Here is a 25,877-nt window from a genome sequence, read left to right on the forward strand (position 1 = left end):
GGCCAAGGCCGGCGCCGCTTTGTGGTATAGTTTCGCCCCAGCAAACCCCAAACACAACCGCATACCGAACCGCCGATGTCCCACCAATCCGACCTCATCGCCACCGACATCCACGCCTATTTGGCCCAGCACGAACGCAAAGAACTGCTGCGCTTCCTCACTTGCGGCAGCGTGGACGACGGCAAAAGCACCCTCATCGGGCGCCTACTGTACGACTCGAAGATGATCTACGAGGACCAACTGGCGGCGGTGCAAAAAGACAGCGTCAAGTCCGGCACCACCGGCGGCGAACTGGACCTGGCCCTCTTGGTGGACGGCCTGCAGGCGGAGCGCGAGCAAGGCATCACCATCGACGTGGCCTACCGCTACTTCTCCACCGCCAAGCGCAAGTTCATCATCGCCGACACCCCCGGGCACGAGCAGTACACCCGCAACATGGCCACCGGCGCCTCCACCTGCGACCTGGCCATCATCCTCATCGACGCCCGCCACGGCGTGCAGACGCAAACCCGCCGCCACAGCTTCATCGTGTCGCTGCTGGGCATCAAGCACGTGCTGGTGGCCATCAACAAAATGGACCTGGTGGGCTTCGACGAAAACGTCTTCAACCGCATCCGCGACGAATACCTGACCATCGCCGCCAAGCTGGACGTGCACGACATCCATTTCATCCCCATGTCGGCCCTCAACGGCGACAACGTGGTGCAGCTCAGCGCCGCCACGCCCTGGTACAAGGACCGGCCGCTGCTGGACATCCTGGAAAACATCGAAATCGCCAGCGACCGCAATTTCGACGACTTCCGCTTCCCGGTGCAATACGTCAACCGGCCCAACCTGGACTTCCGCGGCTTCTCCGGCACCATCGCCTCCGGCGTGGTGCGCAAGGGCGACCCCATCATGGTGCTGCCGTCGCGCAAGACCAGCCGGGTCAAGTCCATCGTCACCTACGAGGGCGAGCTGGAGCGGGCCTTCCCGCCCCAGGCCGTTACTTTGACCTTGGAAGACGAAGTGGACGTCAGTCGCGGCGACATGCTGGTACGGCCGGACAACGCGCCGGAAACCGGCAATCGCTTCCTCGCCAACCTGGTGTGGATGACCGAAGCGCCCATGGCGCCGGGCAAGCAGTACATCGTCAAGCAGGCCACCAAGAGCGTACCGGGTTCGGTGGCGAGCATCCTGCACCGCATCGACGTCAACACCCTGGAGGAATCCGGCGCCGATCAGCTGCAACTGAACGAAATCGCCCTGGTGGAAGTGGCCCTCACTGCCCCCATCGCCTTCGACCCCTATAGCCGCAGCAAGGGCACCGGCGCCTTCATCGTCATCGATCGCTTGAGCAACGTCACCGTCGGCGCCGGCATGATCGTCGCCAAGGCGGAAGGCGAAGGCTCCCTTGCGCCGGTATCCGTGGAGGAGCGAGCCGCCCGCTTCGGCCAAAAAGCCGTCACCGTCTGGCTGAGCGGCGCCCAGGCGGGCGAACTGGCCTATGCCGTGGAACGCAAGCTGTTCGACCTGGGCCACGCCGCCACCGTGCTGGACCAGCCGGAACTGGCGCCCCACGCCGGCCTCATCGCCGCACAGCTGAACCGCGCCGGGCTCATCTGCTTGGCGACTTTGCCGGCACAAGCAGCAGCGGCGGACATTGCCGTCGCCGCCGACGGGCAGAGCGCGGACGACGTGCTGGGCTTGCTGTTCGATAAGGGCGTGTTGGGTTAATTCTGTGTAGCCCCTAGGAGACAGCCATGCAATTCACGGCCGTTCTTATTCCCGCTCAGGAGGGCGGCTTTGTGGCGCTCAACCCGGAAACCGGCACGAGCACTCAGGGCGAGTCGATCGAGGAGGCGCTTGCCAATCTACAAGAAGCCACGGAGTTATATCTGGAAGAATTTCCGGTGGCTTCATACGGCAAGCCGCTCCTAACCACATTCGAAATTCCAGTCCGTGCCGCCTAGCCTGCCCCAGATTTCCGGAGCGGATGCTGTTCGCACCCTTCAAAAGCTTGGTTTTGCCGTTGCGCGCCAAATCAGACCGGCAAGCCGCTATTCGAGCGAACATGATCGACCGCATATTCGCCATTTCCCCCGCCATCCGCTACGTCGCCCTCTATCAAAACGGGCAGTTGCAATCCCGCTGCAAAGCGGAATTGCCCAACGCCAGCAGCGACGACAGCGACCGCTACGAAGAATTGCTGGTCAATCCCACCTTACTGTTCCTGACCGGGCAGAGAGGCGCCATCGATTGCGGCGGGCTGGACTACCTGATCGTCCGCTACGGCAATTTTTTCCAATTCGTCATGCCCACCGGGCAGGGACACCTCTCGGTCTGCATGGAACCCACGTCCGACCCGGTCGAACTGGGAACGCGGGTGCAAGCCATCGTGCGCGAAGCGGCGACGGACAGCGTGGCCGTCTAGTTCTTAACGCCGATACCAGGCGGCGCTGGCGTTAACCACCCACACCACCGCCAGCATCAGCGGCACCTCCACCAGCACCCCCACCACCGTCGCCAGGGCCGCGCCGGACTGGAAGCCGAACAGGCTGATGGCGGCGGCCACCGCCAGTTCGAAGAAATTGCTGGCGCCGATCAAACAGGACGGGCCGGCGATGCTGTGCTCCACGCCCCACAGCCGGTTGAGCAGATAGGCCAGTCCCGAATTGAAGAACACCTGGATGGCGATGGGCACGGCCAGCATGGCGATGACCCAGGGATCCGTCAGGATCGCATCGCCCTGGAAGGCGAACAGCAATACCAAGGTGGTCAACAGCGCCAGGATGGACCAGGGCTGGATCTTGGCCATGGCCGATTGGAACGCCGCCTCGCCGCGGCCCAAAAGCCGCTTGCGCCAAGCCTGGGCGATCAACACCGGCACCAGCACGTAAGCGCCCACCGACACCAGCAGCGTGTCCCACGGCACGACGATGTCCGACAGCCCCAGCAGCAGGCCAACGATGGGGGCGAAAGCCACCACCATGATGGCGTCGTTCAGCGCCACCTGGGACAGGGTGAAATAGGCATCGCCCCGGCACAGCTGGCTCCAGACGAACACCATGGCGGTGCAGGGCGCGGCAGCCAACAGGATCAGGCCGGCGACGTAGCTGTCCAGTTGCTCCGCCGGCAAGTAAGGCGCGAACACCTGGCGCACGAACAGCCAGCCGAGCAAAGCCATGGAAAACGGCTTCACCGCCCAGTTGATCAACAGCGTCACGACGATGCCGCGCCAATGGGCCTTGACCTGGTGCAGGGCGCCGAAGTCGATCTTCAACAGCATGGGCACGATCATCACCCAGATCAGCAATCCCACCGGCAGATTGACGTGGGCCAGCTCCATGCCACCCAAAGCCTGGAAGGCGGCCGGGAAGACGCGCCCCAGGCCGATGCCGGCGGCGATGCAGAGGAACACCCACAGGGTGAGGTAGCGCTCGAAAAAACCCATGGCCGGGCGCGCGTCGCTCATTGCCGGCCCTCCATCCGACCGATGGCGTCCAGCTCCGCCTTCAATGCCGCAGCGTCCAGGCTTTCCAGCGGCAGGGCGACGAAGCGCGCGATGCGGGCATGCAGCCGCTCGTAAGCCTGGCGGAAGGCCGCCCGCTTGGCCTCGTCGTCGTCCCCGGCCGGATCGGCGATGCCCCAGTGGGCGCTGGCCGGATGGCCCGGCCACACCGGGCAGGTTTCCCCGGCAGCGTTGCCGCAGGCGGTGAAGATGAAGTCCATGTGCGGCGCGTCGGGCCCGGAAAACTCGTCCCAGCTTTTGCTGCGCAGACCGTCCACCGCATAGCCCTCTTGCTGCAGCAGCTCGACGGCGAACGGATTGACCCGCCCCAGCGGCTTGCTGCCGGCGCTGTAGGCGCGGAAACGCCCCTGGCCCAGGCGGTTCAACAGGCATTCCGCCAGGATGCTGCGGGCGGAATTGCCGGTGCAGAGGAACAGCACGTTGTAGGTTTTGTCGCTCATGGAGAAGTCTCGTCGTTGATGGATTCAGGTGGATTCGGCGCGGCGCAGCAGTCCGCCGGGCCGCAGGGCTGCCCGCCGCAGCAGTTTTCCGTAAGGAAGGCGACCACGGCGTTCATGGCCGCGTAATCGGCCGCGTAATAGATGTAGCGCCCTTCCTGGCGCGCAACGACCAAGCCGGCGTTGACCAGTTCCTTCACGTGGAAGGACAAAGTGGCGTTGGGCACGGCCAGGGACTTGGCGATTTCCCCGGCTGGAACGCCGCCCTCCCCGGCCTGCACCAGCAGGCGGAACAAAGACAGGCGGGTTTCCTGGGCCAGGGCGGCGAGGGCTTTGACGGCGGCTTTTGTTTCCATAGTTCCATAATCGTCGAATCGTCGTCGATTGACAAGCCTTGCCGCTACACGACCTCCCTCCCACTAAGGAGAGAGACCGAGGGCAACGCCGTCAGGCTAGCCCGCTCTGTTCGGTCCCCTCTCCCCTCAGGGGAGAGGGGAGTAACAAGCCCGGGCATTTTCCCACCCTCACCCCAACCCTCTCCCTGCAAGGGAGAGGGAGCCGGAAGCTCCATCGTAACTTCTCATGGCATGGGCGACGAACTATAGGGCACGCCACTACGACAATAGCCGCCCATTCCCCGTAAAATAGCCGGCCGCACGTTTTCCCCGGATGCCCGCGCATGTTGCGACTGACCGAACTCAAACTTCCCCTGGACCACCCGGAAAGCGCCCTGCGCGCGTCCGTCCTCGCCCGGCTGGGCATCCCCGACAGCGACCTGCTCGGCTACAGCATCGCCCGGCGCGGCTACGACGCCCGCCGCAAGAGCGACATCCACCTGGTGTACTCCCTGGACGTGGAAGTGAAGAACGAAGCGGAAGTGCTGCGCCGTCTGGCCCACGACAAACACCTCGGCCCCAAGCCGGACGACAGCTATCGTCCCGTCGCCCACGCCCCGCAAGGCTTGCAGGAGCGCCCGGTGGTGATCGGCACCGGCCCCTGCGGCCTGTTGGCCGGGCTCCTGCTGGCGGAAATGGGCTTTAAGCCCATCATCCTGGAGCGCGGCAAGGCGGTGCGCGAGCGGACCAAGGACACCTTCGGCCTGTGGCGCCAGGGCGTGCTCAATCCGGAATCCAACGTGCAATTCGGCGAAGGCGGCGCCGGCACCTTCTCCGACGGCAAGCTGCACAGCGGCATCAAGGACCCGCGCCAGCTGGGCCGCAAGGTGCTGACCGAATTCGTCAAAGCCGGCGCGCCCGAAGAAATCCTCTACATCAGCAAGCCCCACATCGGCACCTTCCGCCTGGTGGGCATGGTGGAACACATGCGCGCCACCATGGAGTCCCTGGGCGCGGAAATCCGCTTCCAAAGCAAGGTGGAGGATTTCGACATCGAGGACGGCCAGCTGCGCGGCGTCATATTGGCCGGCGGCGAAACCATCGCCACGCGGCACGTGGTGCTGGCGGTGGGCCACAGCGCCCGCGATACCTTCCAGGCCCTGCACCAGCGCGGCGTCTACATGGAAGCCAAGCCCTTCTCCATCGGCTTCCGCATCGAGCACCCGCAATCCCTCATCGACCGCTGCCGCTTCGGCGACCGCGCCGGCCATCCCCTGCTGGGCGCCGCCGACTACAAGCTGGTGCATCACTGCAAAAACGGCCGCAGCGTCTACAGCTTCTGCATGTGCCCCGGCGGCACGGTGGTGGCGGCCGCCTCCGAACCCGGCCGGGTCGTCACCAACGGCATGAGCCAATACTCCCGCAACGAGCGCAACGCCAACAGCGGCATCGTCGTCGGCATCACCCCGGAAGACTACCCCGGCTCTCCCCTGGCCGGCATCGAACTGCAACGCCGCTGGGAAGAGCAAGCCTACAAGCTGGGCGGCGAAAACTACCAAGCGCCGGGACAGCTGGTGGGCGACTTCCTCGCCGGCCGGCCGTCGACCCAATTCGGCTCGGTACAGCCCTCCTACACCCCCGGCGTGCACCCGACTGACCTTGCCACCGCCCTGCCCGACTATGCCATCGCAGCCATCCGCGAAGCCCTGCCCGCCTTCGACAAGCAGATCAAAGGCTACGCCATGCACGACGCCGTCCTTACGGGCGTTGAAACCCGCACCTCCTCGCCGGTGCGCATCAAGCGCGGCGAGGATTTCCAGAGCCTCAACACCCGCGGCCTGTATCCGGCCGGCGAAGGCGCCGGCTATGCCGGCGGCATCCTCTCGGCCGCGGTGGACGGCATCAAGGTGGCGGAAGCGCTGGCGTTGGATATGGCCGGTTAAAAGCAATCGGTGTACGATGGAGAAGGCCGGCTACCTATCCCCCGCCGGCCGCTACCAAAGGACCCCATCGAGACAAGGAGTAGAACATGGCGGATTCCAATTCCCTTCCAAACGAAATCGTACAGGCAATCGCCACTGCCAACGCCGAATCCATCGGCGAGCAGCCGGCGGTACTCGCCAACCTGGCCTTAGCGCAAGAGATATTCAACCGGAATATGCAGCAGCAGATCGCGCTGAGCCAACAACAGGCCTTGAATCTGATTCAACTCGCCGTGGTCGCCAAATGCGTAGCGATCATCGACAAACTCGACGTTTCCGCCGACCCGGCCGGAACCCAACAGCTGGTCGGGGGAATCAAGGAAATATTGAAATGCGTGAGCGGCCTACAGGAACAAGCGAAGCAAACCTCATAGTCCCCATGCAACCCCCCGGGCGGCTATAGACGTCCCCCAGCGGCAAAACCGCTCCAAACCAGGACCATCAACCACAAAGGAGAAGTACCGTGGATGTATCCCAAGAAGTAACCCAAGCCGTCGCTATCGGCAACCTCAAATCCATCGCCGAACAGCCCGCAATGCTATCCAACCTGGCTTACTCCAACACTATCGCCAACATCAATCTGTCGCAGCAGAACGCCGTGGCCAATCAGCAGGCCATGAACGAACTGGGCATTACCATCGTCGCCAAGGCTTCCAACACCATCAGCAACCTCGGCCCGCTGGAAGCCCGCTCCGCCGTCGACGTCCTGAGCAACAACGAACTGGCGCAAACCATCGCCGACCTCAAGGCGACGCTGCAAGGCTTTGCCCAGCAGCCGGCAAGCAGCGGCAAAACCCCGGAATAAAGCCGCGCAACGGCCACAGACAGCGCCCGCCGCCCCTTGGGGGCGTCGATCCACGGTGTGTTTGCACTCGAACAAAGCGATTGCCGACTCACCGCGCCTGTGCCCCTATAAATCGTGCTCCGCCAATTTTCCCGTGGTCATGCGCAGCCGTCTGGAGAGCAATACCGCCATCGAGCGAATGAGTTTCGCGGCGACCCGGGGCGCTTCGACAATCATTTTGTCAATGGACTCTTTCGAAAGCACCAGCAAAGTGCAGTCGGTAATGGCGGTACACGTGGCGGAACGCCGCTCGCCGTCGAGAACGGCCATTTCGCCAAACGTTCTTCCCTTATGCAACAGGGCGAGTTTCAGCGATTCGTCGTCTTGCTCTATATGCTTGGATTTGGATATGCCGACCGTGCCGGCGCAAACGAGGCACATGAAAGTACCGGCATCGCCCTCTTTGAAAATCACCGATCTTTTTTCCAGATTGCGTACGCTAAAATAGCCGGCGGCCAGCTTCAGCTCCGCCGGCGTGAGATCGTTGACGATATTGCTATCCAGCAACATCAGGCTGATAGTATCGATAGCACCGCGAGTTTCAAGCATATAAAAACACCCAGAAAAAACTTATTTATCCGCACATAAAAACCCCAGCGGTCCCTGCCAAAAATCCATTAAACAGCGCAGCGCGCCACACACCGCCGTATTCAAACATAGCCCCACAAAGCCGACCGCGCAGTCAACGGACCGTTTTCATATCGGTCCTCGACCGGCATTATAATTGCCTCGTCGAGGGCACCGCCCTCCTGCTCCGGAAAACCGCGCCATGGATTTTTCCCCTTTGAAAACCCTGATCGAAAGCGAGCGAACCGCCGCACTGGGCACCCTGCACCACGGACAACCCGCCGTATCCCTAGTTCCTTTCGCGTTGCTTCCCACCAGGGACGGCTTGGTCATCCACGTCAGCCGCTTGGCGTCCCACACCCAGGACATGCTGGCTCACCCGGAGGTCGGCCTGATGGTCGCCGCGACTCCCGTGCCCGGAGAACCGGTACACGCCCTGCCCCGCGCCAGCATCCAGGGGACGGCCCAGCCCTGCCCCGCTGAAGCGACGGGCTATGAAGGCGCCAGACGGGTTTATCTGGAACGGTTTCCTTACGCCGAGGACATGTTCCAATTCGCCGACTTCTCGCTGTTCGCCATCGCCGTCCGCTCGGTAAGGTTTATCGGCGGATTCGGCAAGGCCGTTTCCATCACGGCCGACGACTTTACCGCCATCCTGAACCGGAATCAGTGAACAACCCGCAGGAAAACGCCATGCTCGCCGAATTATTCAATGCCGTCATTTATGTTCGTATCACCAAAAATCGCATGCATTTGCGGCATATCCCGCTAAACAAGGAAGTCACGGTGGAAGCGGCGGATCCTTTCACCTCGCCGCGGATGCTGGTGGGCAATTACACCAGGGCGGAAAAATGCCTGAGGCAAGGCATGGCCCAATTGGACGCCGTACGGTGGTGGGCGCCCATGCCGGCCATGATCGTGCATCCCTTGGAATTGCTGGAGGGCGGCCTGTCGGAAATCGAAGACCGCGCGCTGTTCGAACTGGCCATGAGCGTCGGCGCCAAGAAGGTGCGGCTGTGGGTGGGGAACGAGCTGTCGGATTTGGACGTGCTGGATAAGATCAAGGGCAAGTAACAGGGTAGGAATTCGAGGCATTTTGCGCACAGCCGACATGCGTCTCGCCGCACCGCTATAATGGCAAAACGCCACAACGTTTTGGAGACGCACCATGAGCAGCGAGGCCATACGCTCCACCCTCTATATCGAACCTGCCCTGCACCAGGCGCTACGCCTCAAAGCCGCCAGCGCCCACCGCAGCATGTCCGAGATCGTCAACGATGCCATCCGCGCCGCTTTGCGCGAAGACGAGGAAGACTTGGCCGCCTTTGCCGAACGGGCCGAGGAACCCACCGTCAGCTACGAAGTCTTCCTGGCCAAGCTCAAGGCCGATGGCACGCTATGAGTTGAGGATCAGGCCCTCTGTGGCGAAGGACTTGCGCGACATCCCGCCGGCGGATGTACGGCGCATCCTGGCGCGCATCGAAGCCCTGCAAAACGATCCTCGCCCCGCTGGCGCGGAAAAACTTTCCGCACAAGAGCGCTACCGTTTGCGGCAGGGAAACTACCGCATCCTGTACACCGTGGCGGACGCGGAAGTCGTGGTCGAAGTCGTCAAGGTAGGCCACCGCCGTGACGTGTACCGCTAACCCGTGCCGACACCAGCCATGACTCCCGACGTCATCATCATCGGCGCCGGCGCCTCCGGCCTGATGTGCGCCATGGAGGCCGGCAAACGCGGCCGCAAAGTGCTGGTGTTGGACCACGCCAACAAGGCCGGCAAAAAGATCCTCATGTCCGGCGGCGGCCGCTGCAATTTCACCAATCTGAGCGTGGGGGCGGAAAACTACCTGTCCCACAACCCGCACTTCTGCAAATCGGCTCTCAGCCGCTTTACCCAGTGGGACTTCATCGCCCTGGTGCAGAAACACCGCATCCCCTATCACGAGCGGGCGCACGGCCAGCTATTCTGCGACGACAGCGCCAAGGACATCCTCAATATGCTGCTGGCCGAGTGCGATGCGGCCGGCGTGACGATCCGCCTCAACACCCGCCTCGATGCCGTTGCCCGGCGGCCGGAAGGCGGCTTTCAGCTCAAAACCAGCATCGGCAACCTTGATTGCCAGTCGCTGGTGATCGCCAGCGGCGGCCTGTCCATTCCCACCATGGGCGCCAGCCCTTTCGGCTACCGCATCGCCGAGCAGTTCGGTATCCAGGTGTGGCCGACGCGGGCGGGGCTAGTGCCGTTCACCCTGCATCCCCCCGACAAGGAGAAACTGGCGCCCTTGTCCGGCATCGCCGTGGACAGCGTGGTGGAGAATCCGCGCCAGGCCTTCCGCGAGAACCTGCTGTTCACCCATAGGGGCCTGAGCGGGCCGGCTATCCTGCAGATATCGTCCTACTGGCAGCCGGGCGAGGCGGTGGAGATCGATTTGCTGCCGGGAACCGACCTGGCGGGCGAGCTGCAACGGGCGCGAGAGGAAAGGCCGAACGCGGCCCTGAAAACGGTGTTGAGCGGGCATCTGCCGAAACGACTGATCGCCGCCCTGCTGGACGACGCGCTGGCGGAAAAACCGCTGCAGCACCTGTCGCGCCAGGATTTGCTGGATGTGGCGGCGGCTTTGCAGCAGTGGCGGGTGAAGCCCAACGGCACGGAAGGCTACCGCACGGCGGAAGTCACCTTGGGCGGTGTGGACTGTGCCGCGGTGTCCTCGAAAACCATGGAAAGCCGCGACGTGCCGGGGCTGTATTTCGTCGGCGAGGTATTGGACATCACCGGCTGGCTGGGCGGCTACAACTTCCAGTGGGCCTGGTCGTCCGGCTGGTGCGCGGGGCAGTATGCCTGACTTGTAGGGCGAAACCGCTGCCGTGTTCCGCCTTACTCGGTCGTCACCGACGTCTGGTTCTTCAACGCCGCCTGCAGGGAATGCCAAGCTAGGGTGGCGCACTTGACGCGGGCCGGATAGGCCCGCACGCCGGCCAGCACCGCCAGCTTGCCCAGTTCCTCGATGTTGAAGGCGTCGTCCTGGCCGGTGGTGATGCGGTGGAACACCTCGAACAACTGTTCGGCTTCCGCTTCCGTCTTGCCCTTGACGATCTCGGTCATCAAGGACGCCGAGGCGGTGGAAATGGCGCAGCCTTGGCCCTGGAAGCTCACGTCGGTGACGACGCCGTCCTCGACTTTCGCATACAGGGTGATGCGGTCGCCGCACAAGGGATTGAAGCCGTCCACCGTGCGGTTGGCGTCTTCCATCACGCGGAAGTTGCGGGGGTTGCGATTGTGGTCGAAGACCACTTCTTGGTACAAGTCGCGCAGTTCGTCGAGCATCAGCCGAATACCTTAATCACTTCGCGGATGCCGTCCATCAGGGCGTCCACTTCTTCGAATGTATTGTACAGGGCGAAGGAGGCCCGCGTGGTGGCCGGCACGCGGAAAAAGTCCATCACCGGCATGGCGCAGTGGTGGCCGGCGCGGCAAGCGATGCCGCAGTGGTCGAGGATGGTGCCGATGTCGTGGGGATGGATGCGCTCCAGCACGAAGGACAGGATGCCGCCTTTGTCCTGGGCCGTGCCGATCAATCGCAGGCCGGGAATCTCCAGCGCTTTTTCCGTGGCGTAGGCCAGCAAGGCGTGCTCGTGGGCGGCGACGGCGGCCATGCCGATGCCTTCCAGGTAGTCGATGGCCGCGCCCAAGCCGATGGCCCCGGCGATGTGGGGCGTGCCGGCTTCGAACTTGAACGGCAGGCCGGCGTATTCGGTTTTGTCGAAGGTAACGCGGCGAATCATGTCTCCGCCGCCTTGATAGGGCGGCATGGCTTCCAGCAGCGCCTGTTTGCCGTACAGTACGCCGATGCCGGTGGGGGCGTACAGTTTGTGGCCGGAGAACACGTAGAAATCGCAGTCCAGTTCCTGCACGTCGACCACGGCGTGGGGCACCGCCTGGGCGCCGTCCAGCAGCACCGGAATGCCCTGGGCGTGGGCCAGCTCCACCATGCGCTTGACCGGATTGACCGTGCCCAGGGCGTTGGACATGTGGCTGAGGGCCGCCAGCTTGACCTTGGGCGTGAGCAGCGCCGCGAACTCATCCATCAGCAGCTCGCCCGCCTCGTTCATGGGCGCCACTTTCAGTACGATGCCGAGCTGTTCCCTCAGCATCTGCCAGGGCACGATGTTGGCGTGGTGCTCCATGGCGGTGATGAGCACTTCGTCGCCGGCCTTGAGGTTGGCGCGGCCGTATGTCTGCGCCACCAGGTTGATGGCCTCGGTGGCGCCGCGCACGAAGACGATTTCTTTGTCGCTCTTGGCGTTGAGGAAGCGTTGCACCGTAGCACGGGCTTTTTCGTGGGCGTCGGTGGCGCGCTGGCTGAGGGTGTGCACGCCGCGGTGCACGTTGGCGTTGTCCTGCCGGTAATAGCGCTCCACCGCCTCGATCACCGCCAGCGGTTTTTGCGTGGTGGCGGCGTTGTCCAAGTACACCAGCGGCTTGCCGTGCACCGATTGGTCGAGGATGGGGAAGTCGCGGCGCAGCGCTTGCACGTCGTAGTTGCCGGATTCAACGGCCATATTCTTGCTCCACTTTGCAAATTCTTACTCGGTAACCGCTGTACCAGTCGCCCGCTTTCGACTTGGCCTGGGCGTGGTCGATCTGTTCGCGCCAAGCGTCGATGGCTTCCAGGCTGCCCCAATAGGAAACCGACAGGCCCAGTTCGCTGCGGGCGTTTTCCACGCCGAGAAAGCCCGGTTGTTGCCGAGCCAGCTCCAGCACCCGTGCGGCGGTCGCCGCATAGTCGTTGTCCCCTTCGGTGCGCACCGAAGTGAAAATCACCGCGTAATAAGGCGGGCGGGTGTTAATCACCGGCTCGGCGGTCAAAGCCAGTCCCTTTCGACGGTAGCGCCGGCAAACCGCGTCACCAGTTGTTGGCGAATTTGCCGGCGCAGGGCATCGTTGGCGACGGCGTCCACCCGCTCGTTGGCGAAGGCGAAGGTCAACAGCGCCCGCGCTTCGGTTTCGTCCAGGCCGCGCGCCTTGAGGAAGAAGATGGACTCCTCGTCCAACTGGCCGATGGTGACGCCGTGGGCGCATTTCACGTCGTCGGCGTAGATTTCCAACTGCGGCTTGGTGTCGATTTCCGCGTCTTGCGACAACAGCAGGTTGCGGTTGCTCATGGCCGCGTCGCTGTGCTGGGCCTGCTCGTGCACCACCACCCGGCCCTGGAACACGCCGCGGGCGCGGCCGTCCAGGATGCCCTTGTAGCTTTCGCGGCTGACGGCGTCCGGCTGGCGGTGATCGACGCGGAGGTGGTTGTCCAGATGTTGTTGGCCCTGGGCCAGGAACAGGCCGTTGAGCTGGCAGTCGCAGCCCTGGGACAGGCTGGCGTGGACCTCGGTGCGGGCCAGCAGGCCGCCGAAAGCGAAGCTGTGGTGCTCGAATAGCGAAGTCTTGGCCTGGCGCACGTAGTTGCCGCCGAAGTGGAACGACTTGGCCGCCTCGCTTTGCAGCTTGGTGAGGGTCAGCTTGGCGCCCTCGCCCAGAACGATCTCGTTGACGGCAGCCGTAAGGTAAGCGGCATCGGCCGTGCCGGTGTAGGTTTCGACGATTTCGGCCTCGGCGCCGGCTTCCAGCACGATGAGGTTGCGCAGCACCGCCATGGCGTCGGCCGTTGCGCCGTGGAACAGGAGTTGCAGCGGCTTGTCCAGCTTGCAGCCGGCGGGCAGGTGCAGCACGGCGCCATCGCTGAACCAGGCGGTATTGAAGTGGATGAAGCCGTGGGACTCGCCTTGCAGAGCCCCGCCCAGCAAGGATTCGACGCGGGAGGGTTCCGCTTCCAGCAGTGCCGCCAAGCCGCCCGCCTCGACCGGCAGCGAGGAAAGCCCGGCCTGCCAACGGCCGTCCACGAACACCATGCGATAGGCATCCGGCAGCAGCCATTCGGCCAGTCCTTGCGGCTCGGACACTGAAACGGCGGCGGCAACCGGCACAAATCGCTTGCGCTCAATTGCCGCCACATTGGTGTACTTCCACTCTTCCTCGCGCGGCGAGGGGAAGCCGCCGGCGGAGAAGCGCGCGAGGGCCTCGCTGCGCAGCTGTTGCAGCCAAGCCAAACCTTGGCCCGGCAGGCTGGGCGCCAGGGATTCGAAACTGTTGACGTAATCCGCTGCGGCCATGTCAGGCTCCCGCGAGGATTTGCTGTTCCACCCAGCCGTAGCCCTGCTCTTCCAGCTCCAGGGCCAGTTCCGGCCCACCGGACTTGACGATGCGGCCGTGGGCCAGCACGTGCACGTAATCGGGCTTGATGTAGTCCAGCAGGCGCTGGTAGTGGGTCACCAGGATGAAGGAGCGTTCCGGCGAGCGCAGCGAATTGACCCCATCTGATACGATTTTCAACGCGTCGATGTCCAGCCCCGAGTCGGTCTCGTCGAGGATGCACAGCTTGGGCTCGAGCACCGCCATTTGCAGGATTTCGTTGCGCTTCTTTTCGCCGCCGGAAAAGCCTTCGTTCACCGCCCGGTAGAGGAAGCGCTCGTCCATTTCCACCAGCTTGACCTTCTCCTTGATGATCTTGAGGAAGTCCATGGCGTCCACCGGCGGCAGCCCCTGGTGCTTGCGCACGGCGTTGAGGGCGGCTTTCAGCAGATAGATGTTGCTGACGCCGGGGATTTCCACCGGGTACTGGAACGCCAGGAACACCCCTTCGCGGGCGCGCTCTTCCGGCGCCAGTTCCAGCAGGTTCTTGCCGTTGAACTCCACGCTGCCGCCGGTCACTTCATAGGCATCCCGCCCGGCCAGCACGTTGGACAGGGTGCTTTTGCCGGAACCGTTGGGCCCCATGATGGCGTGCACCTCGCCGGGCTTAACCGTGAGGTTGATGCCCTTGAGAATGGATTTGTCGTCGACGCGGGCTTGGAGGTTTTCGATTTTCAACATGGTGGTGTCTTTAGAACTGTACGGTCACTTGTGATCGTTCCCACGCTCTTCCGTGGGAATGCTGCCCTGGACGCTGTGCGTCGCGTTTTCTTATCCCAACGTCATCCCACGCTGCCTTCCAGGCTCACGCCCAACAGGTTCTGCGCTTCCACGGCGAATTCCATGGGCAGCTCCTTGAACACTTCCTTGCAGAAGCCGTTGACGATCATGCCCACCGCGTCCTCGGTGGACAGCCCGCGCTGCTGGCAGAAGAACAGCTGGTCGGCGCTGATCTTGGCGGTGGTGGCTTCGTGCTCCACGGTGGCGCTGGGCTGCTTCACCTCCACGTAGGGGAAAGTGTGGGCGCCGCACTTATCGCCGATCAGCAGGGAATCGCACTGGGTATGGTTTCGGGCGTTCTCAGCGCTCTTCAGCACTTTCACCAGGCCGCGGTAGGTGTTCTGCGCACGGCCGGCGGAAATGCCCTTGGAGACGATGGTGCTGCGGGTGTTCTTGCCGATGTGGATCATCTTGGTCCCGGTATCGGCCTGCTGGCGGTGGTTGGTGAGGGCCACCGAGTAGAACTCGCCCACCGAGTTGTCTCCCTTCAACACACAGCTGGGATACTTCCAGGTGATGGCCGAGCCGGTTTCCACCTGGGTCCAGGAAATCTTCGAGTTGGCGCCGCGGCACTCGCCGCGCTTGGTGACGAAGTTGTAGATGCCGCCGCGGCCTTCCTCGTCGCCGGGATACCAGTTCTGCACGGTGGAATACTTGATCTGGGCGTTGTCCATGGCCACCAGCTCCACCACCGCGGCGTGCAGCTGGTTTTCGTCGCGCATGGGGGCGGTGCAGCCTTCCAGGTAGCTGACGTGGCTGCCTTCGTCGGCGATGATGAGGGTGCGCTCGAACTGGCCGGTGTTGGCGGCGTTGATGCGGAAGTAAGTCGAAAGCTCCATCGGGCAGCGCACGCCCTTGGGGATGTAGACGAAGGAGCCGTCGGTGAACACGGCGGAATTGAGCGCCGCGTAGAAATTGTCGCCGGTGGGCACCACCGAGCCCAGGTACTGTTTCACCAGTTCCGGGTATTCGCGCACCGCTTCGGAAATGGGGCAGAACAGCACGCCGGCCTCCGCCAGCTTTTCGCGAAAAGTGGTGGCCACCGACACGGAATCGAACACCGCGTCCACCGCCACGCCGGCCAGCTTGGCCCGCTCGTGCAGGGGCACGCCGAGTTTTTCGTAGGTTTCCAGCAGCTTGGGATCCACTTCGTCCAGGCTTTTCGGACCCTGGGCTTTTTTCGGCGCGGAGTAGTAGCTGATGGCCTGGTAGTCGATGGGCGCGTACTGCACCTGCGCCCAGGTCGGTTCGGCCATAGTCAGCCAATGGCGGTAGGCCTCCAAGCGCCATTCCAGCAGCCATTCCGGCTCCTGTTTCTTGGCGGACAGGGCGCGGATCACGTCCTCGTTGAGGCCGGGCGGAAAGGTATCCGCCTCCAGGTCGGTGACGAAGCCCTGCTTGTATTCTTGGCTGATGAGTTTTTCGATGGTGTCGGCGGTAGCGGCCATGGCTTTACTCGGCTAATTCGGCGGGGCGGCGGCGCGCCACGCGGTGCAAGGGGATGGAGATTTCTTCTGCTGCGACGGGCCTGCTCAACTCCGCCAAGGACACGGATTCGAGGGCGTTGCGAATGGCCCGGTTGATCACGCTCCAATTGCCCTGGGCATGACAGGAGTCCGATTGGTTGCAACGGTGGTCGTCGACGCCGCATTCAGTGATGGCGATGGGGCCTTCCAAAGCATAGATCACGGTGGCGACGGAGGTTTCTTCGGCCGGGCGGCTCAGCGCATAGCCGCCGTGGGCGCCGCGCGACGAGCGCACGACGCCGGCGCGGGTCAAGGACTTGAGCACTTTGCTCACCGTGGGCATGGCGATGCCGGTGCCGTCCGCCAGCTCCGCCGCCGCGTAAACTTCGGCCCGTCCCCTGGCCATATGGCCGAGGACGATGAAGGCATAGTCGGTCAATTTGCTGATGCGTATCACGAAGGCTGCCCGGATTGCTATTGCGGACCATTCTAGTCCTGATTTATTTCCTGGTAAAGCACTAAGGCATTATTTATCCTAACCGCCGGGAACGCAGCCGCCTTCCCCCGCAAAAGTCTGGGCTATAATGCCCGCCGTCCTCGATTTTGGAGCAACACCATGAAAGTCCTCTATGCCATCATGGCGGTTCTGGCCGTGATCTACATCCTGCCCGTCGTCACTGGCGGCGACCGCGAAGTCAGCGGCGGCTCGCGTAAATCGGCCTACAAATCGGCCGTCAAAGTAAAAAAGCACCTGGCTCCGGAAGAGCGCATGGTGTTCGATTTCGCCTTTGGCATACTGGAAGAAATCAAAACCGCCGAGGGCGGCGAGAAGGCGTTTTTGGACGCCGTCGGCGGCCTCAAACCGGAAGAAGTGATCGAACTGGCGAAAAAAGAAGTGAACGCCAAGATCGCGGCGCGGGACGGCAAGTTCGCCCAGTACCAATCCTGGGACGACATGCTCAACAAGCTCACCAGCACCAATAAAAAGCTGCGGTCCATCGAAGACCGTCAGCAAGGCTCCAGATAATCCACCAGCAATTGTAGGCTGCGGGCGTTGCGATATTCGTTGACGTCCAGGCGATAAGCCAAGCGCACGCGCTCGCAGCCCAGCCACTGGCCGGGGTCGTCCACATGGAACGCCACCCCGTCCACCCGCCGCCCGGATCCGGGCAAAGCCAATACGAAGCGCAGATGCTTCTCCGCCATCACGCGCACCTGCTCCACGTCGAACACGCCGTCGAAACAGGGTTCGGGAAACCCTTGCCCCCAAGGCCCGGCCGCCTGCAATTGCTCGGCGAATTGCAGCAAGAAATCGCCGTGCTCCAAGGCTCCGTCGGTGTAGACCGTATCCTCGGCCTGCCAGCCTTGCAGCTGGCGCGCCGCCACTTGCGCCAAGGCTTCCACGAAAACGGGGTAATCGCTGCGGCGCAACGTCAGCCCCGCCGCCATGGCGTGGCCGCCGAATTTTTGCAGCAGGCCCGGATAGGCCGCCGCCACGTCGCTCAGCAAATCGCGGATGTGAATGCCGGCCACGGACCGAGCCGAGCCCTTGATCTCGTTATCGCCGCTGGGGGCGAAAGCAATCACCGGCCGATGCAGGCGCTCTTTGATGCGGGAGGCGAGGATGCCGATCACGCCCTGGTGCCAGCCTTCGTCGAACAGGCACACCACCGGCTGCTCGCCAGCGCCCTTCAGCCAATCGCCCTGCTTCATCAGCTGGAAGGCTTCGGCCTTCATTTTGTCCTCGATGGTACGCCGCTCAAGGTTGAGCGCGTCCAGACGGCCCGCCATGTCGCGCGCCGCCTCGGCGTCGTCGGTCAACAGGCATTCGATACCCAAGGCCATGTCTTCCAAACGGCCGGCGGCGTTGAGGCGCGGCGCCACGGCGAAGCCCAGGTCCGCGGCGCGCAACTGGGCGGGGTTGCGCTTGGCCGTTTCCAGCAAAGCCAGCACGCCGGCATGAGCCTTGCCGGCGCGGATGCGCTGCACGCCCTGGTGCACCAGCACCCGGTTGATGCGGTCCAGCTGCACCACGTCCGCCACCGTGCCCAGGGCCACCAAATCCAGAAGACACGCCAGATTGGGCGCGGCCATACTCTTTTGGTTAAACCAGCCGGCGTCCCGCAAGCGCGCCCGCACAGCGATGAGCACGTAAAACATCACGCCCACCCCGGCCAGGGCCTTGCTGGGGAAGGCGTCGCCCGGCAGGTTGGGGTTGACGATGGCATCGGCCTCGGGCAACTCCGCGCCAGGCAGGTGGTGGTCGGTGACCAGCACGCCGATCCCCGCTTGCCGGGCCGCCGCCACGCCCTCCAGACTGGCGATGCCGTTGTCCACGGTGATGATGTAGTCGGGTTTGCGTTCGGCGGCGATGGCGACGATTTCCGGCGTGAGGCCGTAGCCGAATTCGAAGCGGTTGGGCACCAGGTAATCCACCTGCCTAGCGCCCAGCAGGCGCAGCCCCCGCACCGCCACGGCGCAAGCGGTGGCGCCGTCGGCGTCGAAATCGGCCACCACCAGCAAGCGCCGGTCGTCCATCACCGCCTCGGCCAGCAATCCCGCCATGGCGTCCATGCCGGACAGCGCTTGCGGCGGCGGCAAACTTTCTAGGGAACGGTCCAGATCGTCCGGCGAACCGATATGGCGCGCCAGGTAGATGCGCCGGATGACGGGATGGAGGTCGGAAAAACGGCCGCCGCCATCGTCCACCGGGCGGCGGACGATGCGCTTGCTTTTAGCCGGCGGCGTCACGGGAAGCGCTATAGGCCCGCCAGGATAGCGGCCTTGACGGCGTCCAGCTGCGCGTCCACCGTCACCGGCTTGGCGGTGCACTGGCCGATGGCGGTGTCGGGATCTTTCAGGCCGTTGCCGGTGAGGGTGCAGACGATGCGACTGCCTTCGGGGATCTTGCCGGACTTCAAGTCGGCCAAGGCGCCGGCCAGGGAGGTGGCGGAAGCCGGCTCGCAGAACACGCCTTCGTGCTCCGACAACATCTTCTGCGCCGCCAGGATATCGGCGTCGCTGAACTTGTCGAACCAGCCGGCGGACTCCTTCTGCACGGTCCAGGCCTTGTCCCAGCTCTGCGGGTGGCCGATGCGGATGGCGGTGGCGACGGTTTCCGGGTTGTCCACCATGTGGCCCAGCACGAATGGGGCGGAACCGGCCGCCTGGTAACCCACCATCACCGGCCGCTTTTTGGCGATGCCGTCCGCCGCGTACTCGCTGTAGCCCTTCCAGTAAGCGGTGATGTTGCCGGCATTGCCCACCGGCAGACAGTGGTAGTCGGGAGCGTCGCCCAGTTCGTCGACGATTTCGAAAGCGGCGGTCTTCTGGCCTTCGATGCGGAACGGGTTGATGGAGTTGACGATGGTCACCGGCGCGTGGTCGGCCACTTCCTTCACCAAGCGCATGCCTTCGTCGAAGTTGCCGCGAATCTGGATGATGACCGCGCCGTACATCATGGCCTGGGCCAGCTTGCCCATGGCGATCTTGCCGTCGGGAATCAGCACGAAAGCGGTGATGCCGGCACGCACCGCATAGGCGGCGGCGGCGGCCGAGGTATTGCCGGTGGAGGCGCAGATGATGGCACGGCTGCCCTCTTCCACCGCCTTGGTCACCGCCATGGTCATGCCGCGGTCCTTGAAGGAACCGGTGGGGTTGAGCCCCTCGTACTTCACGAAAATCTCCACGTCCTTGCCCACCAGGCGCGGAATGTTCTCCAAGCGGATCAAAGGCGTGTTGCCTTCGCCCAAACTGATGAGGCGGGTGGTGTCGCTCACCGGCAGGCGGGCGCGGTAGTGTTCGATGAGTCCGGTGTAACGCTTGGAGGCGGCCATGAAGGTTTCCGTGGTTGGGGTCTGGTAACGGGATGTATCGGTAAATCGGCTGCAAGCCGAAGCCTCGGGCTCTCGGCCTAAAAGAGCGAAATCTTACGATATTTGGCGATATCCTGGCAAAAAAGCCTCGGGCTTGCGCCGGCCGAGTCCCCGGGGAAAAAGCCGCCCCGCGCCGAGTGAGCGCGATTATCGGTACAATGGCAGCCGAAGCATTTCGGCCGGCTCCGTGGCGTAGAGCGAGCCGCACGGCGACGGGCCGGCCGCATCCGCCAAAGGCAAACATCCATGCATTATAAAAATCTGTTCGGCAACGAGGAGCTGGAAAACCTGAGCGAGGAGCTGGTTTTCCGCGAGCTTTACAAGATCATCGAACGCGACCGGCCGGACTGGGGAAACAATATGGACATGCTGCTGGATATCGCCGCCATCACCCTCAACCGCGTCCCCGCCAAGTACGTGACGCGTTTTGTGGAAAAGCACTTGCCGCGGGAACACCATCAAGAGGAACGCCTCGCCCTCCACGCCCAGGTTATGGAGGAGCTGCCCAAAGCCATCGAGTGCGTCGTGGCGCGGCCGCGGCGCCCGGAAGACAGGGACTAGCGCGGGCGAAAAAGATCCCGGCCAATCCCGTCGATCGCCCCGCCGGCGCGCGGCCGCTACGGCGAGAGTTGCAGCAAAGCCTCGAACTCATCGGCCGGAACCGGCCGGGAAAACAAATAGCCCTGCCCGTAATCGCAGCCGGCGGCGGCCAGCAGGCTGCGCTGCTGCTCCGTCTCCACGCCTTCGGCGACCACTTTAATCCCCAGTTTGTGGGCCATAACGATGATGGCTTCGCACAACGCCGTGTTGCTGGAATCCGGCGCCAAATCGTGCACGAAAGCGCGGTCGATTTTCAGATAGTCGATGTCGAATTTCTGCAAATAGGACAACGCCGAATAGCCGGTGCCGAAATCGTCCAGCGCCACCTGGATACCGGCGTCGCGGAAAGCCAGCAGCTGCCCGGTCACGGCGCTGCTGTTGTCCATCAACAGCCCTTCGGTGATTTCCACCACGACGTTTTGCCCGGGCAAACCCAGCTCTTGCAGGTACGCCAGCCATGCCGCGTAGTCATGGCCGACACGGTGGAACTGGACCGGGGACTTGTTGACGCTGATCTGGAACTCCGCGTGGTGCAGCGCGCGCCATCGCGCCGCCTGGCGCGCCGCCTCGCGGAACACCCAGTTGCCGATATCCACGATCATGCCGGTGTCCTCGGCGATGGGAATGAATTCGGCCGGATTGACCAGGCCGCGCACGGGATGCTGCCAGCGGATCAGCGCCTCGGCTTTGTGGATGGCGCCCGTCGCCAGTTGCACGATGGGCTGGTAATGCACGCAGAATTGATCGCCGGCCACGGCGCCGCGCAAATCGTTGACCAATCGCATCCGCGCCTGCGCCGCTTCCTGCATGGAGGGCGAGAAATAGCTGTAGCGGCTGCGGCCCTGGTTCTTGGCGGCGTACATGGCCTGGTCGGCATTCTTCAGCAGCGTATCCACCTCGGTCGCATCGTCGGGATACAGCGTAATGCCGATGCTGGCGGACACGTAGGCGGTTTCGCTACCCAAGGATATCGGGTCGGACAACTGCCGCAGGATGTCCAAGGCCACGCGCTCGACGCAAGCGGCATCCTCCAATTGACTCAGGATCACGGTGAACTCGTCCCCTCCCAGGCGCGCCACCAAGTCGGATTCGCGCACGCAGCCGCTCAGGCGTCGCGACGCTTCCTTCAGCAACATGTCGCCCTTGTCGTGCCCCAGGGTGTCGTTGACCTCCTTGAAGCTGTCCAGGTCGATGAGCATCAGCGCCATGGGCAAGCCGGCGCGACGCGCCTTCTTGATTTCCTCGAACAAGCGATCGCGAAACATGCTGCGATTGGGCAGGCCGGTCAGGGCGTCGAAATTGGCCTGCCGCCACAACAATTCGTTGGCGCGCTTGATCCCGGTAATGTCGGAAAACAAAGCGACGCGCCGATGCACCGAGCCGTCGTCGTTGTATATGGTGTTGACCGTGAGCCACTTGGCATACAGCTCGCCGTTCTTGCGCCGGTCCCAGATTTCGCCTTGCCAATGGCCGGTGGTGTCCAGCGCATGCCACATGGCGTCATAGAAAGCCTGGTCGTGGTAACCGGAGCTGAGGATGTGGGGATTTCTGCCGACGACTTCGGACAGCGTATAACCGGTCAACGCGGTAAAGGCGGGGTTGACGCTGATGAAGGTGTTGTCGGCGTCGGTTACCGTCATCGCCTCGCTGCTGCTTTGATAGACCAGGGCGGCCAGGCGGGTGGATTCTTCCGCCAATTTGCGTTCGGTGATGTCGTCGTAGACGCCGAGCACGCCGATGATCTCGCCGTGCAAATCCTGCAGCGGCACTTTCGAGGTGGACAACCACACGTGCTTGCCTTCCGCGGTGTTGAGGGACTCTTCGTAGCCCAAGCGCGGCCGCCGCGACTCCATCACCGCCCGATCGTCGGCGCGCAACAGCTCCGCCTTGCCGCGCCATGCCAATTGCCGGTCCAGCTTTCCGATCACCTCGGACGGGCCGGCCGCGCCGGCGTCCCGGGCGAATATCGCGTTGCACCCCAAATATCGGGATTCGCGATCCTTCCAGAACACCCGCAGGGGAATGGTGTCGAGGACGGTTTGCAGCAGGTTGCGCGACTCGCGCAAGCGCTGGTAGGGCGCGCGGACGCCGACGATAAAAACGCCTTGGTAGATGAAGCCGTGGGCAATGGCTTTATAAACATGGCCCAAAAAATTGAACAGATCGGAAACGTCGGAATAAAGAATGAAAAACACTTCCCCCAGCGCCATCACGCTGGTGGCGCCGAACAGGCTCACCACGTCGTACGGCTGCGGCTTGCGCATTTGGCGCAGAAATCCCAGGGCGGCGGCGGCATACAGGGCGACCAGCGCGTACTCGCAGCGAATTTTGAAAGGCGTCAGCCCCTGGCCGGGAACGAAAGTGCGGGGAAGCCAATCCTCGTGGACCACGCCGACCCAACCGGCCGCCCCCGCCAGCGACAACACCGCCGCCAGGATCGCCCAGCGCAGCCACGGGGAACGCAGCGGCCGCCACGGCAGCAGCGCCACGGCCAGCAGCCCCAGAACCGCCAACAGCCGGGACAGCAGCCAAAAGTTGATGGCCTTTTCCGGATTGTTGGCCGTGACGAAATCCGGCATGCCGGGGAAAGACAGGGCATGCATGTAATCGAGCAACGCCACGCCCAGGAAAACGCAGGCCAACAGCGTGAGATTGCCGGGATGGTCCTCGTCGTGCACGCCCCAGCCCACGGCGAAAACCAGCGCCGAGATGAGGATGGCGATCGCTTCCAGGGAAGTGTGCAGAGGCGCGTATCCGGCGATGCCGGCAACCACGTACAGCGGCGAAGAAAAATAGCTGATCGCCTGCAACGCGGCCAAACAAGCCAACGCTGCCAACACCGGCTTCAGTGGCGCCCGATAGCCGCGATAAATCCAAGTGTTGCGTTCTCCGCGGCGACCTAAAGCCGGATACACGCTCATCCGTTGACCGTCATGTCTGTGTCGTTTGCAATATCCCGAGGCCGCCGGACAAGCCGGGCGGACGCGAAGCCTCACGATCAATCGTCGTGGATGAGCTCCAGGGAGGCCGAGCCGGCTTGATCGCTGAGGCCGCTTTCCCGGCGGGCGGTGTCGCGGGTTTCCTCGCTGAGGTTGATTTTCAAGCGCAGGTTGTTGGGCGAGTCGGAGTTGCGCAGGGCCTCGTCCAGGGTGATGCGGCCTTCCTTGTACAGGTTGAACAGGGCCGTGTCGAAAGTCTGCATGCCGAGGTTTTCCGACTTTTCCATTACTTCCTTCACCATGTGCACCTCGCCCTTGCGGATGGTGTCCGCCACCAAGGGCGTGCCCAGCAGGATTTCGATGGCGGCCACGCGTTTGCCGTCCACCGTGGGCACCAGGCGCTGCGACACGAAAGCCTTGAGGTTCAAGGACAAATCCAGCAACAGCTGGTTGCGGCGCTCTTCCGGGAAGAAGTTGATGATGCGGTCCAGGGCCTGGTTGGCGTTGTTGGCGTGCAGGGTGGACAGGCACAAGTGGCCGGTTTCGGCGAAGGCGATGGCGTGTTCCATGGTTTCGCGGGCGCGGATTTCGCCGATGAGGATCACGTCCGGCGCCTGGCGCAGGGTGTTTTTCAGGGCGTCCTCGAAAGTGTCCGTGTCCACCCCCACCTCGCGCTGGGTGACGATGGACTTCTTGTGCGGATGGACGTATTCGATGGGGTCCTCGATGGTGATGATGTGGCCGCCGGAATTGCTGTTGCGGTAGTCGATCAGGGCCGCCAGGGAGGTGGACTTGCCGGAGCCGGTGCCGCCCACGAACAGGATCAGGCCGCGCTTCTCCATGATGACCTGCTTCAGGATCGGCGGCAGGCCCAGGTTGTCCGCCTGCGGGATGTCGGTCTTGATGTTGCGGATCACCATGCCGACGCAATTGCGCTGCTTGAAGATGTTGACGCGGAAGCGGCCGATGCCCGGCTCGCTGATGGCCAGGTTCATTTCCGGCTTGTGCTCGAAGTCGCGCTGCTGCTCCGGCGACATCAAGTCGTAAGCCATGCGCTTGGTGTCTTCCGGCTTGAGCACCACGTTGTCGATGGGGGTCAGCCGGCCCTGGAACTTGGCCGCCGGCGGCGCACCCACGGCGATGTAAATGTCGGAACCGTCCTTGGTCACCAGGGTCCGCAGGTAATCTTTGAATTCCATCGAGTTCGCTCCAGGTTCAAAAGCTCGGAATGCAGCCGATTATAGGGGTTGCGACGGTCGGCAAACGCCGATCCCCGCACAGCTCACGCAGCGCCGGTCGCCACAGGCACATCGGGCAACGCGCCCCACTCGCTCCAGGAACCGTCGTACACGGCCACGTCCTCGCGACCCAAGCGGTACAGGGCCAACGCCAGGATCGCGGCGGTGACGCCGGTGCCGCAGGTGGCCGCCACCGGCCTCGCCGGATCGATGCCGGCTTGGCCGAATCGGCGACGGACTTCCTCCAAAGGCAACATCAAGCGAGTCTCGGCGTCCACCAACTCGGCGAAAGGCAGGCTGCGGCTGCCGGGGATATGGCCCGATTTGAGGCCGGGGCGCGGCTCGGGATCGCGGCCTTCGAAGCGGCCGGCGGAACGGGCATCCACCAGTTGGCAATCGCCGCTTTCCGCTAGGCGGCGCATTTGCGCCAGATCGCGAACCAGCTCGGGGCGAAAGCCGGCCTGGAAACGCCGCGGCTCAGGCACGACGTCCGCGGCGTCCACCGGCATCCCCAGCGCCTGCCAGCGCTGCACGCCGCCGTCCAGCACCGCCACCCGCTCGTGGCCGAACACGCGGAACATCCACCAGGCCCGCGCCGAGGCCATGAAGCGGTTGTTGTCGTAAGCCACCACCAGGGTGTCGTTGCCGATGCCGAGCTTGCCCACCGCTTCGGCGAACTCGGACGGGCCGGGCAACATGTGCGGCAAGGCCGTCGCGTGGTCGGCCACGGCGTCGATGTCGAAAAACCGCGCGCCGGGAATGTGGCATTGCCGGTATTCGGCGGCGGGATCGCGCTTTTCCGCCGGAAGGAAGAAGGACGCGTCCAGCACGGCCACGTCGCCGCGTTGCAGATTGCCCTGCAACCATTCGCAACTCACCAGGGGCTGTTGTTTCGATTCGGTCATGGTGTCGCATCCGCCTTGGATTTGCCTTATTGCGGCAAGAGGTTAACCGAATGCACCGTCGCCGGTAAACGCCCCGGCTCGAGGAACGGCCGGCCGGCGTTGCGCCGGACCGTGCCTTCGGCAATAAAAAAGCGGGATACCCCGCCAAGGGTATCCC

The 25,877-nt window shown here is 63.5% G+C and carries 29 protein-coding genes; 13 read left to right on the forward strand and 16 right to left on the reverse strand.

All coding sequences use genetic code 11. From position 1 onward, the window contains the following. Window positions 1-75 precede the first annotated feature (75 nt). From cysN to K5607_RS12875, 3 genes are all read left to right on the forward strand, one after another. Window positions 76-1,716 carry a sulfate adenylyltransferase subunit CysN gene (gene cysN / locus K5607_RS12865; protein WP_054773294.1) on the forward strand — a complete coding sequence of 547 codons (1,641 nt, stop codon included), beginning with the start codon at window positions 76-78 and terminating at the stop codon, window positions 1,714-1,716. A 26-nt stretch (window positions 1,717-1,742) separates the two neighbouring features. Continuing rightward, window positions 1,743-1,952 carry a type II toxin-antitoxin system HicB family antitoxin gene (locus K5607_RS12870; protein ID WP_054773293.1) on the forward strand — a complete coding sequence of 70 codons (210 nt, stop codon included), beginning with the start codon at window positions 1,743-1,745 and terminating at the stop codon, window positions 1,950-1,952. A gap of 101 nt (window positions 1,953-2,053) precedes the next feature. Beyond that, window positions 2,054-2,413: a hypothetical protein gene (locus tag K5607_RS12875; RefSeq protein ID WP_054773300.1), complete on the forward strand. Its 360-nt coding sequence runs from the start codon at window positions 2,054-2,056 to the stop codon at window positions 2,411-2,413. A gap of 3 nt (window positions 2,414-2,416) precedes the next feature. Here the strand turns inward: K5607_RS12875 and arsB are convergent, their stop codons facing one another. The 3 genes from arsB to K5607_RS12890 are packed head-to-tail and all read right to left on the reverse strand — an operon-like array spanning window position 2,417 to window position 4,304. Continuing rightward, window positions 2,417-3,454 carry an ACR3 family arsenite efflux transporter gene (arsB, locus tag K5607_RS12880; RefSeq protein ID WP_054773292.1) on the reverse strand — a complete coding sequence of 346 codons (1,038 nt, stop codon included), beginning with the start codon at window positions 3,452-3,454 and terminating at the stop codon, window positions 2,417-2,419. Then, window positions 3,451-3,951, reverse strand: coding sequence for an arsenate reductase ArsC (locus K5607_RS12885; protein ID WP_221047256.1), 501 nt, complete (start codon window positions 3,949-3,951; stop codon window positions 3,451-3,453). The genes arsB and K5607_RS12885 overlap by 4 nt, the downstream gene beginning before the upstream one ends. Continuing rightward, a complete protein-coding gene (locus K5607_RS12890; protein ID WP_221047257.1) occupies window positions 3,948-4,304 on the reverse strand; it encodes an ArsR/SmtB family transcription factor in 357 nt (118 codons plus the stop codon). Before K5607_RS12890 ends, K5607_RS12885 begins: the two co-directional genes overlap by 4 nt. 323 nt (window positions 4,305-4,627) lie before the next feature. Between K5607_RS12890 and K5607_RS12895 the strand changes: the two genes are divergently transcribed. The 3 genes from K5607_RS12895 (at window position 4,628) to K5607_RS12905 (ending at window position 7,070) form a co-directional block, all read left to right on the forward strand. Beyond that, complete coding sequence (locus K5607_RS12895) at window positions 4,628-6,226, forward strand: NAD(P)/FAD-dependent oxidoreductase (RefSeq protein WP_221047258.1); 1,599 nt, start codon at window positions 4,628-4,630, stop codon at window positions 6,224-6,226. 86 nt (window positions 6,227-6,312) lie between these two features. Next, on the forward strand, window positions 6,313-6,639 hold the full coding sequence (locus K5607_RS12900; protein WP_054773038.1) for a hypothetical protein: 327 nt from the start codon (window positions 6,313-6,315) through the stop codon (window positions 6,637-6,639). Window positions 6,640-6,728: 89 nt separating this feature from the next. Beyond that, entirely contained in the window at window positions 6,729-7,070 is a 342-nt protein-coding gene (locus tag K5607_RS12905; protein ID WP_054773037.1) for a RebB family R body protein, read from the forward strand. A 105-nt stretch (window positions 7,071-7,175) separates the two neighbouring features. Here K5607_RS12905 and K5607_RS12910 read toward each other — a convergent pair whose 3' ends face one another. Next, window positions 7,176-7,658 (reverse strand): Crp/Fnr family transcriptional regulator, encoded by a 483-nt coding sequence (locus K5607_RS12910; RefSeq protein ID WP_221047259.1) that lies wholly within the window; start codon window positions 7,656-7,658, stop codon window positions 7,176-7,178. Between the two features lie 220 nt (window positions 7,659-7,878). Between K5607_RS12910 and K5607_RS12915 the strand changes: the two genes are divergently transcribed. From K5607_RS12915 to K5607_RS12935, 5 genes are all read left to right on the forward strand, one after another. After that, the gene (locus K5607_RS12915; protein ID WP_054773036.1) at window positions 7,879-8,349 is read left to right on the forward strand and encodes a HugZ family pyridoxamine 5'-phosphate oxidase; all 471 of its coding nucleotides are present in this window, start codon (window positions 7,879-7,881) and stop codon (window positions 8,347-8,349) included. Between the two features lie 20 nt (window positions 8,350-8,369). Beyond that, a complete protein-coding gene (locus K5607_RS12920; RefSeq protein WP_221047260.1) occupies window positions 8,370-8,750 on the forward strand; it encodes a hypothetical protein in 381 nt (126 codons plus the stop codon). Between the two features lie 94 nt (window positions 8,751-8,844). Continuing rightward, complete coding sequence (locus tag K5607_RS12925; protein ID WP_054773034.1) at window positions 8,845-9,078, forward strand: hypothetical protein; 234 nt, start codon at window positions 8,845-8,847, stop codon at window positions 9,076-9,078. Beyond that, a complete protein-coding gene (locus tag K5607_RS12930) occupies window positions 9,065-9,322 on the forward strand; it encodes a type II toxin-antitoxin system RelE family toxin (RefSeq protein WP_054773033.1) in 258 nt (85 codons plus the stop codon). Before K5607_RS12925 ends, K5607_RS12930 begins: the two co-directional genes overlap by 14 nt. An 18-nt stretch (window positions 9,323-9,340) precedes the next feature. Continuing rightward, on the forward strand, window positions 9,341-10,519 hold the full coding sequence (locus K5607_RS12935) for a BaiN/RdsA family NAD(P)/FAD-dependent oxidoreductase (RefSeq protein WP_221047261.1): 1,179 nt from the start codon (window positions 9,341-9,343) through the stop codon (window positions 10,517-10,519). Window positions 10,520-10,551: 32 nt separating this feature from the next. On the opposite strand, the gene sufU is transcribed toward K5607_RS12935, so the two are convergent. The 7 genes from sufU to K5607_RS12970 form a co-directional block, all read right to left on the reverse strand. Beyond that, window positions 10,552-11,001: a Fe-S cluster assembly sulfur transfer protein SufU gene (gene sufU / locus K5607_RS12940; RefSeq protein ID WP_054773032.1), complete on the reverse strand. Its 450-nt coding sequence runs from the start codon at window positions 10,999-11,001 to the stop codon at window positions 10,552-10,554. Next, window positions 11,001-12,236: a cysteine desulfurase gene (locus tag K5607_RS12945; RefSeq protein ID WP_054773031.1), complete on the reverse strand. Its 1,236-nt coding sequence runs from the start codon at window positions 12,234-12,236 to the stop codon at window positions 11,001-11,003. Before K5607_RS12945 ends, sufU begins: the two co-directional genes overlap by 1 nt. After that, window positions 12,226-12,543 (reverse strand): antibiotic biosynthesis monooxygenase family protein, encoded by a 318-nt coding sequence (locus K5607_RS12950; RefSeq protein ID WP_221047262.1) that lies wholly within the window; start codon window positions 12,541-12,543, stop codon window positions 12,226-12,228. Before K5607_RS12950 ends, K5607_RS12945 begins: the two co-directional genes overlap by 11 nt. Beyond that, window positions 12,540-13,838 carry a Fe-S cluster assembly protein SufD gene (gene sufD, locus K5607_RS12955; protein ID WP_054773030.1) on the reverse strand — a complete coding sequence of 433 codons (1,299 nt, stop codon included), beginning with the start codon at window positions 13,836-13,838 and terminating at the stop codon, window positions 12,540-12,542. The genes K5607_RS12950 and sufD overlap by 4 nt, the downstream gene beginning before the upstream one ends. A 1-nt stretch (window position 13,839) precedes the next feature. Then, window positions 13,840-14,598: a Fe-S cluster assembly ATPase SufC gene (gene sufC / locus K5607_RS12960; protein WP_221047263.1), complete on the reverse strand. Its 759-nt coding sequence runs from the start codon at window positions 14,596-14,598 to the stop codon at window positions 13,840-13,842. 101 nt (window positions 14,599-14,699) lie between these two features. After that, the gene (gene sufB, locus K5607_RS12965) at window positions 14,700-16,145 is read right to left on the reverse strand and encodes a Fe-S cluster assembly protein SufB (RefSeq protein WP_221047264.1); all 1,446 of its coding nucleotides are present in this window, start codon (window positions 16,143-16,145) and stop codon (window positions 14,700-14,702) included. Window positions 16,146-16,149: 4 nt separating this feature from the next. Then, window positions 16,150-16,620 carry an SUF system Fe-S cluster assembly regulator gene (locus K5607_RS12970; RefSeq protein ID WP_221047265.1) on the reverse strand — a complete coding sequence of 157 codons (471 nt, stop codon included), beginning with the start codon at window positions 16,618-16,620 and terminating at the stop codon, window positions 16,150-16,152. A 159-nt stretch (window positions 16,621-16,779) separates the two neighbouring features. Between K5607_RS12970 and K5607_RS12975 the strand changes: the two genes are divergently transcribed. After that, window positions 16,780-17,190 (forward strand): hypothetical protein, encoded by a 411-nt coding sequence (locus K5607_RS12975; protein ID WP_221047266.1) that lies wholly within the window; start codon window positions 16,780-16,782, stop codon window positions 17,188-17,190. Here the strand turns inward: K5607_RS12975 and recJ are convergent. Together recJ and thrC are read right to left on the reverse strand one after the other, a co-directional pair. Further along, window positions 17,172-18,914: a single-stranded-DNA-specific exonuclease RecJ gene (gene recJ, locus K5607_RS12980; RefSeq protein ID WP_221047267.1), complete on the reverse strand. Its 1,743-nt coding sequence runs from the start codon at window positions 18,912-18,914 to the stop codon at window positions 17,172-17,174. The two genes, K5607_RS12975 and recJ, sit on opposite strands and share 19 nt — an antisense overlap. Window positions 18,915-18,922: 8 nt before the next feature. Beyond that, complete coding sequence (gene thrC / locus K5607_RS12985; RefSeq protein WP_221047268.1) at window positions 18,923-19,999, reverse strand: threonine synthase; 1,077 nt, start codon at window positions 19,997-19,999, stop codon at window positions 18,923-18,925. 285 nt (window positions 20,000-20,284) lie between these two features. Here thrC and K5607_RS12990 point away from each other — a divergent pair, with 285 nt between their 5' ends. After that, on the forward strand, window positions 20,285-20,599 hold the full coding sequence (locus tag K5607_RS12990) for a late competence development ComFB family protein (RefSeq protein WP_054773773.1): 315 nt from the start codon (window positions 20,285-20,287) through the stop codon (window positions 20,597-20,599). Window positions 20,600-20,655: 56 nt separating this feature from the next. On the opposite strand, the gene K5607_RS12995 is transcribed toward K5607_RS12990, so the two are convergent. From K5607_RS12995 to sseA, 3 genes are all read right to left on the reverse strand, one after another. Further along, entirely contained in the window at window positions 20,656-23,478 is a 2,823-nt protein-coding gene (locus tag K5607_RS12995; protein ID WP_246598862.1) for a bifunctional diguanylate cyclase/phosphodiesterase, read from the reverse strand. Window positions 23,479-23,636: 158 nt separating this feature from the next. Next, entirely contained in the window at window positions 23,637-24,776 is a 1,140-nt protein-coding gene (locus tag K5607_RS13000) for a PilT/PilU family type 4a pilus ATPase (RefSeq protein ID WP_221047269.1), read from the reverse strand. Between the two features lie 83 nt (window positions 24,777-24,859). Then, window positions 24,860-25,720 carry a 3-mercaptopyruvate sulfurtransferase gene (sseA, locus tag K5607_RS13005; RefSeq protein WP_221047270.1) on the reverse strand — a complete coding sequence of 287 codons (861 nt, stop codon included), beginning with the start codon at window positions 25,718-25,720 and terminating at the stop codon, window positions 24,860-24,862. Between the last annotated feature and the right edge of the window lie 157 nt (window positions 25,721-25,877).

It is taken from the genome of Methylogaea oryzae, assembly GCF_019669985.1.
GTDB lineage: Bacteria > Pseudomonadota > Gammaproteobacteria > Methylococcales > Methylococcaceae > Methylogaea > Methylogaea oryzae.

What these genes read in the sequence shown, in the direction of transcription:
- K5607_RS13000 (WP_221047269.1), bottom strand. Translation starts at nt 24,776, where the DNA reads ATGGAATTCAAAGATTACCTGCGGACCCTGGTGACCAAGGACGGTTCC.
- K5607_RS12890 (WP_221047257.1), bottom strand. Translation starts at nt 4,304, where the DNA reads ATGGAAACAAAAGCCGCCGTCAAAGCCCTCGCCGCCCTGGCCCAGGAA.
- K5607_RS12920 (WP_221047260.1), top strand. Translation starts at nt 8,370, where the DNA reads ATGCTCGCCGAATTATTCAATGCCGTCATTTATGTTCGTATCACCAAA.
- K5607_RS12925 (WP_054773034.1), top strand. Translation starts at nt 8,845, where the DNA reads ATGAGCAGCGAGGCCATACGCTCCACCCTCTATATCGAACCTGCCCTG.
- K5607_RS12885 (WP_221047256.1), bottom strand. Translation starts at nt 3,951, where the DNA reads ATGAGCGACAAAACCTACAACGTGCTGTTCCTCTGCACCGGCAATTCC.
- K5607_RS12870 (WP_054773293.1), top strand. Translation starts at nt 1,743, where the DNA reads ATGCAATTCACGGCCGTTCTTATTCCCGCTCAGGAGGGCGGCTTTGTG.
- thrC (WP_221047268.1), bottom strand. Translation starts at nt 19,999, where the DNA reads ATGGCCGCCTCCAAGCGTTACACCGGACTCATCGAACACTACCGCGCC.
- sufC (WP_221047263.1), bottom strand. Translation starts at nt 14,598, where the DNA reads ATGTTGAAAATCGAAAACCTCCAAGCCCGCGTCGACGACAAATCCATT.
- K5607_RS12910 (WP_221047259.1), bottom strand. Translation starts at nt 7,658, where the DNA reads ATGCTTGAAACTCGCGGTGCTATCGATACTATCAGCCTGATGTTGCTG.
- arsB (WP_054773292.1), bottom strand. Translation starts at nt 3,454, where the DNA reads ATGAGCGACGCGCGCCCGGCCATGGGTTTTTTCGAGCGCTACCTCACC.
- K5607_RS12945 (WP_054773031.1), bottom strand. Translation starts at nt 12,236, where the DNA reads ATGGCCGTTGAATCCGGCAACTACGACGTGCAAGCGCTGCGCCGCGAC.
- K5607_RS12930 (WP_054773033.1), top strand. Translation starts at nt 9,065, where the DNA reads ATGGCACGCTATGAGTTGAGGATCAGGCCCTCTGTGGCGAAGGACTTG.
- K5607_RS12900 (WP_054773038.1), top strand. Translation starts at nt 6,313, where the DNA reads ATGGCGGATTCCAATTCCCTTCCAAACGAAATCGTACAGGCAATCGCC.
- K5607_RS12875 (WP_054773300.1), top strand. Translation starts at nt 2,054, where the DNA reads ATGATCGACCGCATATTCGCCATTTCCCCCGCCATCCGCTACGTCGCC.
- K5607_RS12935 (WP_221047261.1), top strand. Translation starts at nt 9,341, where the DNA reads ATGACTCCCGACGTCATCATCATCGGCGCCGGCGCCTCCGGCCTGATG.
- K5607_RS12990 (WP_054773773.1), top strand. Translation starts at nt 20,285, where the DNA reads ATGCATTATAAAAATCTGTTCGGCAACGAGGAGCTGGAAAACCTGAGC.
- sufD (WP_054773030.1), bottom strand. Translation starts at nt 13,838, where the DNA reads ATGGCCGCAGCGGATTACGTCAACAGTTTCGAATCCCTGGCGCCCAGC.
- K5607_RS12895 (WP_221047258.1), top strand. Translation starts at nt 4,628, where the DNA reads ATGTTGCGACTGACCGAACTCAAACTTCCCCTGGACCACCCGGAAAGC.
- sufB (WP_221047264.1), bottom strand. Translation starts at nt 16,145, where the DNA reads ATGGCCGCTACCGCCGACACCATCGAAAAACTCATCAGCCAAGAATAC.
- cysN (WP_054773294.1), top strand. Translation starts at nt 76, where the DNA reads ATGTCCCACCAATCCGACCTCATCGCCACCGACATCCACGCCTATTTG.
- K5607_RS12915 (WP_054773036.1), top strand. Translation starts at nt 7,879, where the DNA reads ATGGATTTTTCCCCTTTGAAAACCCTGATCGAAAGCGAGCGAACCGCC.
- K5607_RS12975 (WP_221047266.1), top strand. Translation starts at nt 16,780, where the DNA reads ATGAAAGTCCTCTATGCCATCATGGCGGTTCTGGCCGTGATCTACATC.
- sseA (WP_221047270.1), bottom strand. Translation starts at nt 25,720, where the DNA reads ATGACCGAATCGAAACAACAGCCCCTGGTGAGTTGCGAATGGTTGCAG.
- sufU (WP_054773032.1), bottom strand. Translation starts at nt 11,001, where the DNA reads ATGCTCGACGAACTGCGCGACTTGTACCAAGAAGTGGTCTTCGACCAC.